Below are 15227 nucleotides of genomic sequence, written 5' to 3' on the forward strand. Positions count from 1 at the left end.
GAGATGTCTCTTACCGCTGCGCTGCGGACAGGTGGCGCCGGGCAACGAGATCCAGTGCCATTCGCGCCGCGGCCATCAGGCTGGAAGGATCGGCCTTGCCGCTGCCGGCCAAGTCCAGCGCAGTGCCGTGATCGACCGAGGTGCGGATGAAAGGCAGGCCCAGGGTGAGATTGACGGTGCGGTCGAAAGCTTCGCTCTTGAGCACCGGCAGCGCCTGGTCGTGATACATCGCGAGCACGGCATCGTAATGCTGGCGCTGCGCCGGCACGAAGGCGGTGTCCGCCGGTAGCGGGCCGAGCAAGGACATGCCTTGCTGGCGAAGTTGTTCCAGCACCGGGATGATGGTGTCGATTTCCTCGCGCCCCATGTGCCCGTTCTCGCCGGCATGCGGATTGAGTCCGAGTACGGCGATGCGCGGCTGCGTCAGACCGAATTTGTCGCGGAGCTCATCGTGCACGATGCGCAGCGTGCGCTCCAGCGAGTCGGCCTGGATGGCGGCGGGCACGGCACTCAAGGGCAGATGGGTGGTAGCCAGGGCGACCCGCAGTTCGGGACTGGCCAGCATCATCACCACTTCCGCATGGCTGCGCATGGCGAAAAATTCAGTGTGGCCGCTGAAAGCGATACCGGCGTCGTTGATCGAAGATTTTTGCAGCGGTGCGGTGACGACCGCCGCGTAGCGATCCTGCATGCAGCCATCCGCCGCTTCGGCCAGGGTGGCCAACACATGCTGTGCATTGCGCGGGTCGGGCTGGCCCGGCTGCTCTGCCACGGCCAGCGGCACATGCCGTACTCGCAGGCTGCCGGGAGCGCGGTGCTGGCTGTCCGAGCCATCGTCATCGAGCAGCTGGATCGTGGTGCCGCAGCGTGCCGCGGCGCGTTCGAGCAAGCCCTTGTCGGTCACCGCAACGAAATTGGCCGCCAGCGAGCTGGCGGCCAATCGGACAAGAAGCTCGGGACCGATCCCCGCCGGCTCGCCTGCAGTGAGGGCGAGCCGCGGTAATGCGCGTCCGTTCACAAGCGGCCTGTCATTACGGCGAGGCCTTGCTGTCGGTGCTGAGGCTGTCGGAACCGGCAGGAGCCTGCAATTCCGGCACCAGGATCTTCACGTACGAGTTGGAGCGCAGCTCGCGCAGGAAGTCGTCGTAAGCCTGGTCGGCCTTGCGGTTGCCGATTGCCTGGCGGGCCTGGTCGCGGGCCACCTGGGTGGTCATGTCGGTGCTGCGCGAACCCAGGCGCTGCAGGATGTGCCAGCCGGCTTCGCTCTGGAACGGCGGCGAGATCTCGCCGTCCTTCATCTGGTCGACCTTCTGCCCGATCAGCGAACCCCAGTCGCCCTGCTGGAACCAACCCATGTCGCCACCGGCATTGGCGGTGGTGTCGTCGTTGGAGTTGTCCTTGGCCAGCTTGGAGAAATCTTCGTGCTTGTTGACGATGCGGTTGTAGAGGTCCTGCGCCTTCTGCTGCGCCTGGGTCGCCGAGAGCAGTTCGCTGGGGCGGATCAGGATCTGGCGGGCGTGGTACTCGGTCACCATCTGCTTGGAGGGCGCGCGCGTGGCGATCAGCTGGATGATGTGGAAACCGGTCGGGCCATGCAGGATGCCGCTGACGTCGCCCGGCTTGAGCGAGTCGATGGTGTCGACGAAGGCCGGCGGCACTTCGTCGATGCGGCGCCAGCCCAGGTCGCCGCCGTCCAGCGCATCGGGTGCGTCGGAGAAGCGGATCGCCGCGGCCTTGAAGTTCATGCCGCCCTTGACCGCGGCCAGTGCCTGCTCGGCCTTGTTCTGCGCGGTCTGGATGTCGGCGGCGGTGGCGCCGCTGGGAATGCTGATCTGGATATGTGCCAGGTGCACTTCGCCCGCCTTGTAGCTGGGGCTGTTGAGCAGGTTGTCGATTTCGCTATTGGTGACCGAAACCGAGTCATGCACCACGCTCTGGTGCAGCTTCTGCACCACCAGCTGATCGTGCAGCTGCTGGCGGAAGGCGGCGAAGCTGAGGCCGCTCTGTTCCACTGCGGCATGCAGCTGGTCCGGCGACATCTTGTTCTGCGAGGCCACGTTCTGTACGGCCTGGTCCACTTCGGCGTCGGAGACGCGCACGCCCTGGTCGTCGGCGCGCTGCAGCTGCAGCTTCATCAGCACCAGGCGGTCGAGCACCTGGCGGCGCAGCACATCGATCGGCGGCAGCTGGCCCGGCTGGCTGGCGTATTGCTGCTGGATCGCGGCGACGGCGTCGTTCAGCTCGCTCTGCAGGATCACATCGTCTTCGACCACGGCCACGATCCGGTCGATCGGCTGCATGCCCGAGCTGGCATTCTGCGGCGCCAGCAGCTGAGCCTGGGCCATTGACGGGATCGCCACGGCGACCGTCAGCAGGAACAACGCAAAAATCTGCTTCATCAGTGAACAGCCTTCTATCGCCGGTGGCGAGGGAAATGGTTGGTAATCCTGAACCGGAGCCGGGCTGGCCGCCGCTCGGAGAGCGCCCGGACCCGCCTGGGCGCGATCATTGATATCCAAGGATATCACGCCGAAGGATGTTGTCCGTTTGACCGCTGAGCGCGCCCATGCCCTTGAATTCCAGCTCAAACATCACGGCAGTGTCGCTCCCCGGACCGATCTGGCCGGCCGGCAGGGTGGTGATCACGCCGTCGTAGCCGTTGACATAGTGGCGGGCCACCACGCTCATCTTCACGCAGCAGCCCTCGTACTGGACGCCGGCCACGGCTTCCACCGTGCGCTTGTCCATGACCGAATACGTCCAGTCTCCGATCAGGCGCCAGCGCGCCGTGAGCGGGTAGACCGCGGAGACGTCGTATTGTTCCAGCAGGCCCTCGCGGAAGCGGTAGGAGAAATTGAGGATGCCGTCGAAGCCCAGGCGGCGCTGCACGGTGAACGTGCCCAGCTCGGTCTTGCGGGTGTTGGGGTTCCACAAGTACTCGGTACTCATGGTCCACTGGTCGTTCAACTGGCTGCTCAGCTCGGCGACGTAGTCGGAGCCGGCCCAGTTGGTGATCGCCGTACACGAGTAGCCGGTGCCCGAGCAGGGGACCTGCACCTTCTGCGGGGTGAAGTAGCGGATCTGGCCGAAGGTGGCCGAGATGCGCTCCACACCGCCATCGTCGAGGAAGCGGGTGGTGACCGCGGCGGTGAGGTTGTTCGCGTTCATCTGGCGATCCGAGCCGGAGAACTGGTTCGGCGCGAACAACATCCAGTCATCGAAGTCCATCGTATTGGTATCGAACAACGGCAGGTTGTTCTGATTGCGATACGGCACGTACAGGTAATACAGCCGCGGCTCCAGCGTCTGGGTGTAGTTGCTGCCGAACAGCGAGGTGCTGCGCTCGAAGATCAGGCCCTGATCCAGGCTGACGATCGGCAGCGAGCGGCTCGGATTGCTTTCCGTGTATGGCGACGGCGTGCCGGCACTGATCGGCCCGTAAAAGCCGTAGCCCTGGTAGCCCGAATCGAGCGAATACTGGGTGTAGCGATACGCCAACTTGGGACGGAAGAACCAGGCCGCGCCCTGGAAGTCGGCATCCACGTATGGGTACAGATCCAGGCGCGAACCTTCCACCGAGTCGGGCTTGTGGAAGGCCACCGCTTCGCTGGTCATACCCACGTCGTACCAGCGCCAGAACGGAATATCCATGTTGAACGCGGCGCGCGGCAGGCGCCGGTACGGCTCCACGCTATTGGGCACCGACGGTTCCACGTTCTGCCAGATATCGCCGCCGACCTGTGCGCTCCACCAATTGCCGGCGCCGTACAGGTACATGCTTGAATACAACAAGGTGGTCGATACGGTGAACAGGTCGTCACCGAAATCGTGCAGGTAGTTCTGGTCGGAAGCGCGGCTGATATTGGTACCCAGCGACCAGCCGGGCCACACCGAGGTGCTGTTGACGAACTTGTACAAATAGCGCTGCGAGCCCTGGGTGTCGAAGGAGGTCGGCGTGATCCTCTGATCGTTGTACTGGTCGTTCGGCAGGTACTCGAAGGCGAACGAGCCGCTGGTCTTCGGGAACATGTAGCGGACTTCGCCGGACAGCATCGACCCGCGCAGGGTGTAGTAGCGCGGCGTAAGCGTGGCGTCGTAGTTGGGCGCCAGATTGAAGTAATACGGGATACGGAACTGGTAGCCCGCTTCGCCGGTGTGCTCGAAGTACGGATACAGCAAGCCGCTCTGGCGATCGTTGTTGAGCGGAAACGACATGTATGGCGAATAGAACATCGGCACGCCGAACATGTTCATGGTGGCGCTGTGCGCCACGCCGCGGCCGGTGTTTTCGTCGGTATCGATCTTCTTGGCGCGGATTTCCCAGATATGGCGGCCGATGTCGCAGGTGGAATAGGTCGCCACGCTGTAGCGGTTGCGGTTCGCATCCAGCTGCTCGGCGCGTACCGCGGTGCCGTTGCCGTGCGAGTCGAGCATCTGGAAACGCACGTTGCCGGTGGCAAGGCCGGTGCTGTTGTTGGTGTTGCCGGTGATGTGGTCAGCCGACAGCAGGTGCTCGGCTTCCTGGTAATGCACATTGCCGCGTGCGTCGTAGTCGCTGGTGTCGCTGTTGTAGTCGGCGATGTCGGCGTGCAGCTCCTGGTCGGCGCGCACGGTCTTCACGTGCCCGGTCAGGTGATAGAGGGTCTGGTCCGGGCTTTCCACGTGATCGGCCCAGACGAAGGTCTTGGCCGTATTGCGCAGCGACGAATCCTTGCTCAGGAAGGGGTCGTAGAACTCCAGCAGGCCGTTGGGGCGGCACAGCGCGAAATTGTCGGGGCGCGGGGCGCAGATGAAGGTGCCGAGCGGGCACACCACTTCCGAGCCGTCCAGGGTGGCCTTGGGCTTTTTATTTCCGGTGCCGGCATAAATGGCCGGGCTGCTCAGCAAGGCAGCGGATGCGGCGATTGCCAGCAGGCGGCGTGGAGGCATGGAACGCAAGGAGGGCGTAGGCTTCACGGAGGGCGCAGTCAATCGGAGACGAAGGGGCGTTAAGCTATCAGAAAGGCCCTTCGCTCGGCACGCGTCCCGCACAAGGATTCAGCATGAACCAGCCACCGCCTGAAAAGACCGACGAGCAATGGCGCGCCAGCCTGAGCCCGGAACAATATGCGGTATGCCGCTGTTCGGCGACCGAGCCGCCTTTCAGCGGCAAGTGGTACCGGCATAAGGAGCCGGGCATCTATACCTGCGTGGCCTGCAAGGCCCCCTTGTTTGCCTCCGAAACCAAGTACGACTCCGGTTCCGGCTGGCCCAGCTATTTCCAGCCGATCACCCGGGGTGCGGTCAGCCTCGTGCAGGACGACAGCCATGGCATGCATCGCACGGAAGTGCGATGCGCAGCATGCAGCTCGCACCTGGGGCATGTTTTTCCGGATGGCCCCAAGCCGACGGGCCTGCGCTATTGCATCAATTCGCTGGCGCTGGATTTCGCGCCGCAAAAGTGATTCCAGTCCATGCCGCCGGCCTGCATGGCGGCATGGCGGTTCAATCCATCAGCGCGCTGACATGGGCGCTGGCCGAGGCGGCCAGGGCGGCCAGGTCGTAGCCGCCCTCCAGCGTGGATACCAGCCGGTCGCCGGCATGCGCGCGGGCCAGTTCCACCAGGCGTTCGGTGATCCAGGCGTAGTCCTCGGTCTGCAGCCGGATATCGGACAGCGGATCGTTGCGATGCGCATCGAATCCGGCCGACACCAGCACCAGCTGCGGCTTGAATGCATGTAATTGCGGCAGCAGCGCGCCATCCCACAATTCGCGGAATTCGTAAGAACCCTCGCCGGGGGAGAGCGGGGCATTGACGATGTTGCCCATGCCGCGTTCGTCTTCGCGCCCGGTGCCCGGATACAGCGGCGACTGGTGGCTGGAAATAAACAGCACCCGCGGTTCGTGCTGGAAGATGTCCTGGGTGCCGTTGCCGTGGTGCACGTCGAAATCGGCAATCGCCACCCGCTTCAGGCCATGCGCAGCGATCGCGTGGGCCGCGCCCACCGCGATGTTGTTGAACAGGCAAAAGCCCATCGCCGTATCGGGGGTGGCGTGATGGCCGGGCGGGCGCACGGCGCAAAAGGCATGCGAAGCGCTGCCCTGCATCACGGCGTCGACGGCGGCGACCACCGCGCCGGCGGCGCGCAAGCCGGCTTCCGCCGAAGCCGGGGACATCAAGGTGTCTTCGTCCAGCCGCACCGTATCCACGTCCGGCCGGATCGCCAGGATGCGGTCGACGTAGCCGGGAGCATGCACGCGCAGCAGCTGTTCGCGGGTGGCGCGGGGCGCCTCCACGCGATCCACTTCGGCGAAGCGGTCCTGATCCAGTGCCTGCAGCACCGCCCGCAGACGCGCGGGGGATTCGGCGTGGCCCGGTCCGGGATCGTGCTGCAGGCAGATAGCGTGGGTATAGAGCTGCAGCATGCGGTGCGCTCAGGGTTTGCGGCGGCGCTCGTGCTGCCACAGCACTTCGCCGTGGCCGCCGGCCCGGGCCAGCACGCGGCCGAGCACGAACAGCAGATCCGACAGGCGATTCAAATAGCGCTGCGCCTGCGGCCGGATCTCTTCCACGCGCCCCAGTGCAATCACCTGGCGTTCGGCCCGGCGGCAGACGGTGCGGGCCAGATGGCAGCAGGCAGCGGCCATGCCGCCGCCCGGCAGGATGAAATCCTTCAGTGGCGGCAGCGGCTCGTTGAAGCCATCGAGCGCCACTTCCAGGCCGCTGATGTCGGCGTCCTGGATCATCGCCATGCCGGGGATGCACAACTCGCCGCCAAGGTCGAACAGCTCGTGCTGCACCTGGACCAGGGTTTCGCGCACGGCATCGTCGACGTGCTCGCAGGCCAGCACCATGCCGATGGTGCTGTTCAATTCATCGACGGTGCCGTAGGCCTCTACGCGCAGGGAATCTTTGGGTACGCGCGAGCCGTCGCCCAGGCCGGTGCTGCCATCGTCGCCGGTACGCGTGTAGATCTTGGAAAGCCGATTGCCCATGCCGGTGCTGCGCTCAGTGCTGCACGCTGCCGTGATGCGGCAGCACGCGCGCGATCTGCGCGACCAGCACGTGCAGCACCGCACCCAGGCCGACATACAGCGCCGTGGTCTGCAGGAACGGCAGGTACCAGTCGCCCATGTTCTCGAACCAGGCGCCGAAGCTGCGCGGCGTCGGCACGCTATGGCTCAGCCAGTAGAAGCTGCCGTTGGAAATCACGTAGCACAGGTTTTCGCTGACCAGCAGCGCCGCCACGGCCATCGCCAGGGTGGACAGGTGCAGGCCGGACTGATGCTTGGCCAGCCAGCTGCCGCCCAGCCACAGTGCGCCATAGGCGGGAATCAGGAACCAGTAGCCGGCCGATACGCAGTAGTGGCTCCAGAAGCTGATGCCCATGTTGGTGATCACGATGTAGTCGACCAGCACCGCAGTGGCCATCAGCAGCGGGAACGCCCATCGGGCCGTGCCACGCAACCAGAAGCCGGCGAGGAAGAACACACCCCAGCTGGCATCGGGCAGGGTATTGAAGTGATGCAGGCGGGTTGCCGCCATGCCCAGGGCTAGCGCAGCGAAAATGCTGAGGCGTTGGGTCTGTGTCATCGCCATAAGGGGCTCCCTGGAAAACGGACGGTCAATGAAGACATCAAGTGTAGCCCAGCCGCCCCCGAGCATGCGAAGAATGCCGCCGCCCCGCGTATGATTCCGCGCATGAATGACTCTGCTCCCTTTGACGCCAACAACAACATCCTGATCGTCGGCGGCGGGCTGGTTGGCGCCAGCCTGGCCATTGCGCTGGATGCGGCCGGCTGCCGGATAACCCTGGTGGAAGCGGCAGCCCCGCGCGCAGACGCCCAGCCCAGCTACGACGAACGCAATCTCGCGCTGGCGCGCGCGACCGTGAACGGCTTGACCGCGATCGGGGTATGGCCGCTGGTTGCGGCGCAGGCCACGCCGATTCGGCATATCCATGTCAGCCGCGCCGGCGAATTCGGCAGCGCGCGGCTGGATGCGACACGTCATGGCGTGGATGCCCTGGGCTGGACCTTGCCGGCGCGCGAACTCGGCGCCGGTCTGCTGCGTCGGCTCGATGCGTGCACGCAGCTGGTGCGCCTGGCGCCTGCCAGCCTGGTCGGGCTGCAGCAGCATCCCGGCGGCTGGCGTGCGCAGATCAACACGCCGCAAGGCGAGCAGTACATCGATGCTGCACTGCTGGTCGGTGCGGACGGCACCGAATCCTTCGTGCGTGCGCAGCTCGGCATCGAGGTCGAGACACATGACTACCAGCAGACCTTATTTGTCTGCACCGTAACGCCGGAGCGCGATCCGGCCCATCGCGCATGGGAGCGTTTCTCCGACGAAGGTCCAATCGCCATGCTGCCGCTGGCCGAGCGTCGCTGCGGACTGGTGCTGACCGTGCCGGCCGAGATCGCCGACGAAGTTGCCGCGCTGGACGATGCAGGTTTCCTGGCACTGGCGCAGCAACGTTTCGGCTGGCAGCTGGGACGCCTGCAGCGGCCGGGCCGGCGTCATCCGTACGCGATCCGCCGGGTCGCGGCACGGCAGTTGATCAGTACGCGTGCGGTGCTGGTCGGCAACGCCGCGCAGACGGTCCATCCGATCGGCGCGCAGGGCTTCAATCTCGGGCTGCGCGATGCGCTGACCCTGGCCGAATTGGTCGCCGACGCGCACGACCCTGGTGCAGCGGCCTTGCTGGATCAGTATGCGGCGCGCCGCGCGCCGGATCGTGCAGGCACCATGGCGATGAGCCATGACCTGGTCCGCTTCGCCTGCATGCCGCAGCCATGGCTGGCGCCGTTCCGTTCGCTCGCTCTGCTGGCCTACGACCGCGTACCACCCTTGCAGCGGGCGCTGGCCCGGCGCGGCATGGGCTTTCGCGGCCAACCGCCGCGCGCGGTGCTGGAGCGTCTGCCATGAGAACCGTTCCAACCGTGCAGCGCCGCGGACCGGCCCTGGATATCGCTGTAGTAGGCGGCGGCATGGTGGGTGCCGCTGCGGCGCTGGCGTTCGCCCGCGCCGGCTTTGCTACCGCCCTGCTGGAAGCGCGCCCCCCCGCGGCATGGCATGCACAGGACGAACTGGATCTGCGCGTGGTGGGCCTGGCGCCATCCTCCATTGCTTTGTTGGAAGAGCTGGACGTCTGGACGTCCATTCGCAATGCACGCGCCTGTCCGTATACCCATATGCATGTATGGGATGCGCAGAGCGGCGCCGCAATCGACTTCGATGCCGGCGATGAAGGCCGCGACCTTCTCGGCTACATCGTGGAGAACAACCTGGTGCAGTGGACGCTGTGGCAGGCGCTGGAAGCAGCGGGCGTGCAGCGTCTGTGTCCCGCCACGGTGAAGGATTTCGAAGTACGCGGCGATCGCGTGGTGCTGGAACTGGCCGACGGCGAAAGTCTTTCCGTGCGCCTGCTGGTCGCAGCGGACGGCGCCGGTTCGCCGCTGCGCCAGCGCGCAGGCATCGGCACCCATGGCCACGATTACGGCCAGCGCGCGATCGTCGCGCATGTCGCCACCGAGCGTGCGCATGCGGGCACGGCCTGGCAGCGTTTCCTGCCGACCGGGCCTTTGGCCTTGCTGCCGCTGGCCGATGGACGCAGCTCGCTGGTGTGGTCGATGCCGGAAGCCGAGGCGCGGCGGGTGCAGGCGCTGGATGAGCCGGCGTTTCTGGCCGAACTGGGCATTGCCAGCGATTTTCGCCTCGGGCGCATCGTCGCCAGCACGCCGCGCGCCGCCTTTCCGTTGAAGCTGCAATTGGCCGATGCGTATCAGGCCGAGCGCCTGGTACTGCTCGGCGATGCGGCGCATGCCGTGCATCCGCTGGCCGGGCAGGGCGTGAATCTTGGACTGCGCGATGTAGCCGAATTGCGCGACACGCTGCTTGCCGCACGCAACGAAGGCCGCGATATTGCCGCCACGCATGTGCTGCGCCGCTACGCACGCCGCCGGCGCAGCGCGGACACGCTCGATGCCTACGGCTTCGATGCACTTGCCCGCATCTACGCCTGGCAAGCGATGCCGCTGGTCGCGGCGCGGGGCCTGGGCGTGCGCCTGCTCGATCGTTTGTCGCCGCTGAAGCGACGGATCGCCGCGCATGCCGCGGGCCTGTAAACGATGCTTGTTTATCCAGTAACCCAAACCTGAGGAATTACGCCATGCGTTTCGTTCGACTGGGTTGTTTCGCTTTGCTCGCTGCCCTGAGCTTTGCCGCACAGGCCAAGATGGTTCACCGCACGGTCGAATGGACGCTGGACGGCACGCATTTCAAAAGCGTGCTGGTCTATGACGATGCCAGCAGCGCCAAGCGCCCGGGCCTGGTGATGGTGCCCAACTGGTGGGGCGTGAACGATGTAGCCGTGCAAAAGGCGGACATGATCGCGGGCAAGGATTACGTGATCCTGCTTACCGACATGTATGGTGAAAACGTGCGGCCGCAGCATGGCAAGTCCGAGCAGGCGCAGGCCGCGACCAAGCCGCTGTATGGCGATCGCGCGCTGATGCGCAAGCGCATGAACGAGGCGCTGGCGCAATTGAAGGCGCAGGCGGGCACGGCGCCCATCGACCTGTCCAAGCTGGCGGCCATCGGCTTCTGCTTCGGCGGCAGCGCCGTGCTGGACCTGGCGCGCAGTGGCGCGGACGTGGCGGCGGTGGTGTCCTTCCACGGTGGCCTGACCACCGACGATCCGGCGCTTGCCACACATATCAAGGCGCGCGTGCTGGCCATGAATGGCGCCGACGACAAGGGCACCATGCCGGATGCGGACAAGTTCCTGGACGAGATGCGCGGCAGCCCGGCCGAGTGGCAGTTCGTGGTGATCGGCCATGCCGTGCATTGCTTCACCGAGACCGAGGAAAATTCGCCCGGCTGCAAATATGACCCTGTCGCTGCGGCACGCAGTTACCGTTTGATGCATGATTGGCTGCGCGCTGCCTTTGCCGGGCAGCCTTGACGAAAAAAACGGCCGGCCCGCGGATCAACTTTGGGGAGTGCGGGGCGGCCTTATAAATAGCTGGATGCAGTACGCCATTTGCCGGATCGTTTCGTTTTAGTGGTTGCAACAACACACGGAGATCCATGTCATGAATATGCGTTCCACGATGTTCTGCAGTCTGTTGCTGGTTTCGTCAGTCGCGCTGGCGGGGCCGTTCCCGTCCGCGTCGCGGCAAAACGGCATGCAGATGTACCGTACCGGCCAGCCCGTGCCGGCCCAGTACATGGCCGACAACAACGTGATCCACAACTATCACCACTACCACCTGGACAAGCCCACCGATGGCTACGAGTGGGTGCATGGGGTGGAAAACGAATATCTGCTGATCTCGGCCAAATCCGGCATCCTCCGGCGCATCGAAACGCGCCCGAGCATTCCGCGGGATCCTTCCGAGGGGCCGGCCCCGCAGGGCCAGTAAGCACGCAAGCAAAGGCCCATGCCATGGCATGGGCCTTTTTTTATGGGCGCGCTTTTATGGGCACGTTTTCAGAACGTGCGCTGCACTGAATAATCCGCCAGCGTGGCCAGCGCATCGCGATACGAGGACGCCGGCAGCGAGGCCAGCGCATCGCGCGCCGCATAGGCATGGCGCAGGGCGCATTCGCGCGTGCGCTCGATCGCGCCCGATTCGCGGATGGCGGTAAGAATGTGATCCAGCGAATCCAGGCCGCCGTGCTCGATGGCATGGCGCATCTCGCGCGCCTGCTCCACGCCCACGCGCTGCATGGCATAGATCAGCGGCAGGGTGGGTTTGCCCTCGGCCAGGTCATCGCCGATGTTCTTGCCCAGCGTGCTGGCATCGCTGACGTAATCGAGCAGGTCGTCGGCGATCTGGAACGCGTAGCCGAGCTGCATGCCGTAGCGGCGCAGCGCCGACACCTGCGTCTCCGGCAGGCCGCCCAGGATGCCGCCCAGCTCGGTGGCAGCCGCAAACAGCACCGCGGTCTTGCGCTCGATCACCGCCAGGTAGGCGGCCTCGTTCACATCGGCATTGCCGATATTGAGCAGCTGCAGCACCTCGCCTTCGGCGATGGTGTTGGTGGTGTCGGCCAGGATGCGCATGATGCGCATGTCGTCCAGTTCCACCATCAGCTGGAACGAGCGCGAATAGAGGAAATCGCCCACCAGCACGCTGGCGGCATTGCCCCACAGTGCATTGGCGGTCTTGCGGCCGCGGCGCAGGTCCGATTCGTCCACCACGTCGTCGTGCAGCAAGGTGGAGGTGTGGATGAACTCGATTACCGCGGCCAGCTTCAGGTGCTTGTCGCCGGCGTAGCCGGAGGCGCGCGCGGCGAGCGCGTGCAGCATCGGGCGCAGGCGCTTGCCGCCGCCGGCAATGATGTGGTCGGCAATCTGGTTGATCAGTACCACGTCCGAAGCCAGCCGTTGGCGGATCAGGGCATCGATGCGCTGCATGTCACCTTCGGCTAGCGCGCGCACGCCGGCATAGTCGCGTGCGGGATCGATGGTCTGGAGCACAGAGGAGTTCATGCGGCTGGAACTGGACATAGGTCCCCAATTATAGAGGCGCAGACTGCATTACGTGTGGGTTCTGCCTGATTTCAACCGATTCAGGGGCCCGCGCAAGGGCGGCTCGGGGCCGGCGTCCGCCGCCATGGCATGGGTTGTGCGTCCGGTCACGCTACCATGGTGGCAGTTGTCCGGACGGAAGTGACGATGAGCGATCTGGTACTCAACCGCAGGCAGGAGCAGCTCGTGGCGCGGGTGCGCGAGGAGGGCTTTGCCACCGTGGAGGACCTGGCCGGACACTTCGACGTCACCCAGCAGACCATCCGCCGCGACCTTGCCGCGCTCTGCGATGCCGGCCTGCTGCGCCGCTATCACGGCGGGGTGAGCATGCCCTCCAGCGTGGAAAACCTCACCTACGCCAAGCGTCAGAGCCTGTGGCAGGAGGAAAAGGTCCGCATCGCCAACCTGTTGGCCAGCCATATCCCTGACGACGCCTCGCTGTTCATCAACCTCGGCACCACCAACGAAGACGTGGCGCGCGCCCTGATGAACCACAAAGGCCTGCGCGTGATCACCAACAACCTCAACGTGGCGATCATGCTCAGCGAGAACCCGAGTTTCGAGGTGATCGTGGCCGGCGGAGTGGTGCGTGGGCGCGACCATGGCGTCACCGGGCAGCCCACCATCGAGCTGATCCGGCAGTTCAAGGTCGATTTCGGCGTGATCGGCATTTCCGGCATCGACCCGGACGGCACCCTGCTGGATTTCGACCTGCATGAAGTGCGCGTGGCGCAGGCCATCATCGAGCACTCCCGTCAGGTGTTCCTGGCTGCCGACCACAGCAAGCTGGGGCGCAATGCCCTGGTCCGGCTCGGCCCGATGTCCCTGGTCCATGCCTGGTTTACCGACCGCGCACCGCCGGCCGAGATGGCGCAGATGCTGGGCGAAACAGGGGTGCAGGTACATATCGCCGGGGAAGCTTGACGGCCTCGCTGCGCTGCAGCGTGCAATGAGCGAAAATGTTCGAATACGCTCACATCCCTGATCGATATCGAACTTCATACGTTGTTTTCTGTTCGAATTTTCGATTTCAGTTTGTTTGTTAAGCGAAAATGAAAATTTTCGCAGCAAAAAGGAACGGCGAACATGGGAACTTCAAGCGCAGCCTGCGGGGTAGGCCATGACTGAGCAGTTCGATCTGCTGGTGGTTGGCGGCGGCATCAACGGCGCGGGCATTGCGCGCGATGCAGCCGGGCGCGGGCTTTCCGTCTGCCTGTGCGAGCGCGACGACCTGGCTGCGCATACCTCCAGCTCCAGCACCAAGCTGATCCACGGCGGCCTGCGCTATCTGGAGCAATACGAGTTCGCCCTGGTGGGCAAGGCGCTGGCCGAGCGCGAAGTGCTGCTGCGCGCCGCCCCGCACATCATCTGGCCGCTGCGCTTCGTGCTGCCGCATCAGTCGCATCTGCGCCCGGCCTGGATGATCCGCCTGGGGCTGTTCCTGTACGACAACCTGGGCCGCGGCCGGCGCACCCTGCCGGGCTCGCGGCGGGTGAACCTGAAGCGGCATGAGTCGGGTCCGCCGCTGCGCGATGAGTTCGTTACCGGCTTTGTGTACTCCGACGCCTGGGTGCAGGACGCACGCATGGTGGTGCTCAACGCGATGGATGCGATGGAGCGCGGCGCCACCGTTTTCACGCGCACCCGCTGCGTCAGCGCCAGCCGCGATGCCGATGGCTGGACCGTGCAGCTGGAGTCGGCGCGCGGCGAGCTTTTCACGGTACGCGCCAAGACGCTGGTGAATGCCACCGGCCCGTGGGCTGTGCAGTTCCTGGATGACGTCGCCAAGGTCGGCCACGATCACGCGCTGCGCCTGGTAAAGGGCAGCCACATCGTGGTGCCGCGCCTGTTCGATCACCAGCATGCTTACATCTTCCAGCAACCCGACCGCCGTATCGTGTTTGCGATTCCCTATGAACACGATTTCACCTTGATCGGCACCACCGATGTCGACTATCGCAGCGATCCTTCCACGCCACGCATCGACGAGGATGAAACGCGCTATCTGTGCGACGCCGCCAATCGCTATTTCAAGCGCAGCATCGCGCCCAGCGATGTGGTGTGGAGCTACAGCGGAGTGCGTCCGCTGCTGGACGACGAAGAGGGCAATGCCTCCGAAGTCACGCGCGACTATCTGCTCGAACTGGACCAGCAGGGCGCGCCGTTGCTCAACGTCTTCGGCGGCAAGCTGACCACCTACCGCAAGCTGGCCGAAGAGGCGATGGACCGCCTCGCCGAAGTGTTTCCGCAAGCCACCGAAGCCTGGACCTCCAAAGGCCATCCGCTGCCCGGCGGCGAGCGCCAGGATGTGGATGTGCTGCAGCGCGAACTGCAGGCGGCGCATCCCTGGCTGCCCGAAACCATGGCCTGGCGCCTGGTGCACAGCTATGGCGGCCGCACCATGCGCATTCTCGGCCAGGCACGCTCGCTACAGGACCTGGGCGAGCATTTCGGCGCCGATCTGTATCAGGCCGAGGTGGATTACCTGCGCGCGATGGAGTGGGCGGTGGATGCCACCGACGTGCTCTGGCGCCGCAGCAAGCTCGGCCTGCGTTTCAAGCCCGACGAAGTCATGCGCCTCACCAGCTACCTGGCTGATGCGCCGCCGCGTCGCGCCTCGTTTACCTGAAGCAACCGCGCTTTTGCATGCCATAGGAGCGCGCAACGTCACCACATGGCCAGTCGATCGGCCCGTCCATCGTCACCGCG

General features: G+C 65.1%; 14 protein-coding genes. 7 read left to right on the top strand and 7 right to left on the bottom strand.

The genetic code is table 11. The features are described from left to right. Positions 1 to 10: 10 nt before the first annotated feature. The 3 genes from pdxA to IGX34_RS13415 form a co-directional block, all read right to left on the bottom strand. Complete coding sequence (gene pdxA / locus IGX34_RS13405; protein ID WP_192556233.1) at positions 11 to 1018, bottom strand: 4-hydroxythreonine-4-phosphate dehydrogenase PdxA; 1008 nt, start codon at positions 1016 to 1018, stop codon at positions 11 to 13. Between the two features lie 13 nt (positions 1019 to 1031). Then, positions 1032 to 2399, bottom strand: coding sequence for a peptidylprolyl isomerase (locus IGX34_RS13410; RefSeq protein WP_192556234.1), 1368 nt, complete (start codon positions 2397 to 2399; stop codon positions 1032 to 1034). Between the two features lie 106 nt (positions 2400 to 2505). After that, entirely contained in the window at positions 2506 to 4929 is a 2424-nt protein-coding gene (locus tag IGX34_RS13415; protein WP_192556235.1) for an LPS-assembly protein LptD, read from the bottom strand. Between the two features lie 113 nt (positions 4930 to 5042). On the opposite strand from IGX34_RS13415, the gene msrB reads away from it, so the two are divergent. Then, positions 5043 to 5444: a peptide-methionine (R)-S-oxide reductase MsrB gene (gene msrB / locus IGX34_RS13420; protein WP_192556236.1), complete on the top strand. Its 402-nt coding sequence runs from the start codon at positions 5043 to 5045 to the stop codon at positions 5442 to 5444. A 40-nt stretch (positions 5445 to 5484) separates the two neighbouring features. Here msrB and IGX34_RS13425 read toward each other — a convergent pair whose 3' ends face one another. The 3 genes from IGX34_RS13425 to IGX34_RS13435 are packed head-to-tail and all read right to left on the bottom strand — an operon-like array spanning position 5485 to position 7579. After that, complete coding sequence (locus IGX34_RS13425; protein WP_192556237.1) at positions 5485 to 6405, bottom strand: histone deacetylase family protein; 921 nt, start codon at positions 6403 to 6405, stop codon at positions 5485 to 5487. Positions 6406 to 6414: 9 nt separating this feature from the next. Then, a complete protein-coding gene (locus tag IGX34_RS13430; protein WP_192556238.1) occupies positions 6415 to 6975 on the bottom strand; it encodes a cob(I)yrinic acid a,c-diamide adenosyltransferase in 561 nt (186 codons plus the stop codon). A gap of 13 nt (positions 6976 to 6988) precedes the next feature. Next, positions 6989 to 7579, bottom strand: coding sequence for a hypothetical protein (locus IGX34_RS13435; RefSeq protein ID WP_192556239.1), 591 nt, complete (start codon positions 7577 to 7579; stop codon positions 6989 to 6991). 102 nt (positions 7580 to 7681) lie between these two features. Between IGX34_RS13435 and ubiH the strand changes: the two genes are divergently transcribed. The 4 genes from ubiH (at position 7682) to IGX34_RS13455 (ending at position 11406) form a co-directional block, all read left to right on the top strand. Then, positions 7682 to 8908, top strand: a complete 1227-nt coding sequence (gene ubiH, locus IGX34_RS13440) for a 2-octaprenyl-6-methoxyphenyl hydroxylase (RefSeq protein WP_192556240.1) — start codon at positions 7682 to 7684, stop codon at positions 8906 to 8908. After that, positions 8905 to 10107 (top strand): UbiH/UbiF/VisC/COQ6 family ubiquinone biosynthesis hydroxylase, encoded by a 1203-nt coding sequence (locus IGX34_RS13445; protein WP_192556241.1) that lies wholly within the window; start codon positions 8905 to 8907, stop codon positions 10105 to 10107. Before ubiH ends, IGX34_RS13445 begins: the two co-directional genes overlap by 4 nt. Before the next feature lie 44 nt (positions 10108 to 10151). Next, a complete protein-coding gene (locus IGX34_RS13450; RefSeq protein ID WP_192556242.1) occupies positions 10152 to 10946 on the top strand; it encodes a dienelactone hydrolase family protein in 795 nt (264 codons plus the stop codon). 130 nt (positions 10947 to 11076) lie between these two features. After that, the gene (locus IGX34_RS13455; RefSeq protein ID WP_192556243.1) at positions 11077 to 11406 is read left to right on the top strand and encodes an RcnB family protein; all 330 of its coding nucleotides are present in this window, start codon (positions 11077 to 11079) and stop codon (positions 11404 to 11406) included. A gap of 68 nt (positions 11407 to 11474) precedes the next feature. On the opposite strand, the gene IGX34_RS13460 is transcribed toward IGX34_RS13455, so the two are convergent. Beyond that, on the bottom strand, positions 11475 to 12479 hold the full coding sequence (locus tag IGX34_RS13460) for a polyprenyl synthetase family protein (RefSeq protein ID WP_192556417.1): 1005 nt from the start codon (positions 12477 to 12479) through the stop codon (positions 11475 to 11477). A gap of 186 nt (positions 12480 to 12665) precedes the next feature. Here IGX34_RS13460 and IGX34_RS13465 point away from each other — a divergent pair, with 186 nt between their 5' ends. Together IGX34_RS13465 and glpD are read left to right on the top strand one after the other, a co-directional pair. Beyond that, positions 12666 to 13442 carry a DeoR/GlpR family DNA-binding transcription regulator gene (locus IGX34_RS13465; RefSeq protein WP_225737455.1) on the top strand — a complete coding sequence of 259 codons (777 nt, stop codon included), beginning with the start codon at positions 12666 to 12668 and terminating at the stop codon, positions 13440 to 13442. A gap of 196 nt (positions 13443 to 13638) precedes the next feature. Next, a complete protein-coding gene (gene glpD, locus IGX34_RS13470) occupies positions 13639 to 15147 on the top strand; it encodes a glycerol-3-phosphate dehydrogenase (RefSeq protein WP_192556245.1) in 1509 nt (502 codons plus the stop codon). Positions 15148 to 15227: the final 80 nt, after the last annotated feature.

Source organism: Dyella acidiphila (assembly GCF_014863405.1).
Lineage (GTDB): Bacteria > Pseudomonadota > Gammaproteobacteria > Xanthomonadales > Rhodanobacteraceae > Dyella_B > Dyella_B acidiphila.

Bases quoted from the DNA above. Each gene is read 5' to 3' on its own strand.
- IGX34_RS13410 (WP_192556234.1), bottom strand. From the start codon at position 2,399: ATGAAGCAGATTTTTGCGTTGTTCCTGCTGACGGTCGCCGTGGCGATC.
- IGX34_RS13415 (WP_192556235.1), bottom strand. From the start codon at position 4,929: ATGCCTCCACGCCGCCTGCTGGCAATCGCCGCATCCGCTGCCTTGCTG.
- msrB (WP_192556236.1), top strand. From the start codon at position 5,043: ATGAACCAGCCACCGCCTGAAAAGACCGACGAGCAATGGCGCGCCAGC.
- IGX34_RS13425 (WP_192556237.1), bottom strand. From the start codon at position 6,405: ATGCTGCAGCTCTATACCCACGCTATCTGCCTGCAGCACGATCCCGGA.
- IGX34_RS13430 (WP_192556238.1), bottom strand. From the start codon at position 6,975: ATGGGCAATCGGCTTTCCAAGATCTACACGCGTACCGGCGACGATGGC.
- IGX34_RS13435 (WP_192556239.1), bottom strand. From the start codon at position 7,579: ATGGCGATGACACAGACCCAACGCCTCAGCATTTTCGCTGCGCTAGCC.
- ubiH (WP_192556240.1), top strand. From the start codon at position 7,682: ATGAATGACTCTGCTCCCTTTGACGCCAACAACAACATCCTGATCGTC.
- IGX34_RS13445 (WP_192556241.1), top strand. From the start codon at position 8,905: ATGAGAACCGTTCCAACCGTGCAGCGCCGCGGACCGGCCCTGGATATC.
- IGX34_RS13450 (WP_192556242.1), top strand. From the start codon at position 10,152: ATGCGTTTCGTTCGACTGGGTTGTTTCGCTTTGCTCGCTGCCCTGAGC.
- IGX34_RS13455 (WP_192556243.1), top strand. From the start codon at position 11,077: ATGAATATGCGTTCCACGATGTTCTGCAGTCTGTTGCTGGTTTCGTCA.
- IGX34_RS13460 (WP_192556417.1), bottom strand. From the start codon at position 12,479: ATGAACTCCTCTGTGCTCCAGACCATCGATCCCGCACGCGACTATGCC.
- IGX34_RS13465 (WP_225737455.1), top strand. From the start codon at position 12,666: ATGAGCGATCTGGTACTCAACCGCAGGCAGGAGCAGCTCGTGGCGCGG.
- glpD (WP_192556245.1), top strand. From the start codon at position 13,639: ATGACTGAGCAGTTCGATCTGCTGGTGGTTGGCGGCGGCATCAACGGC.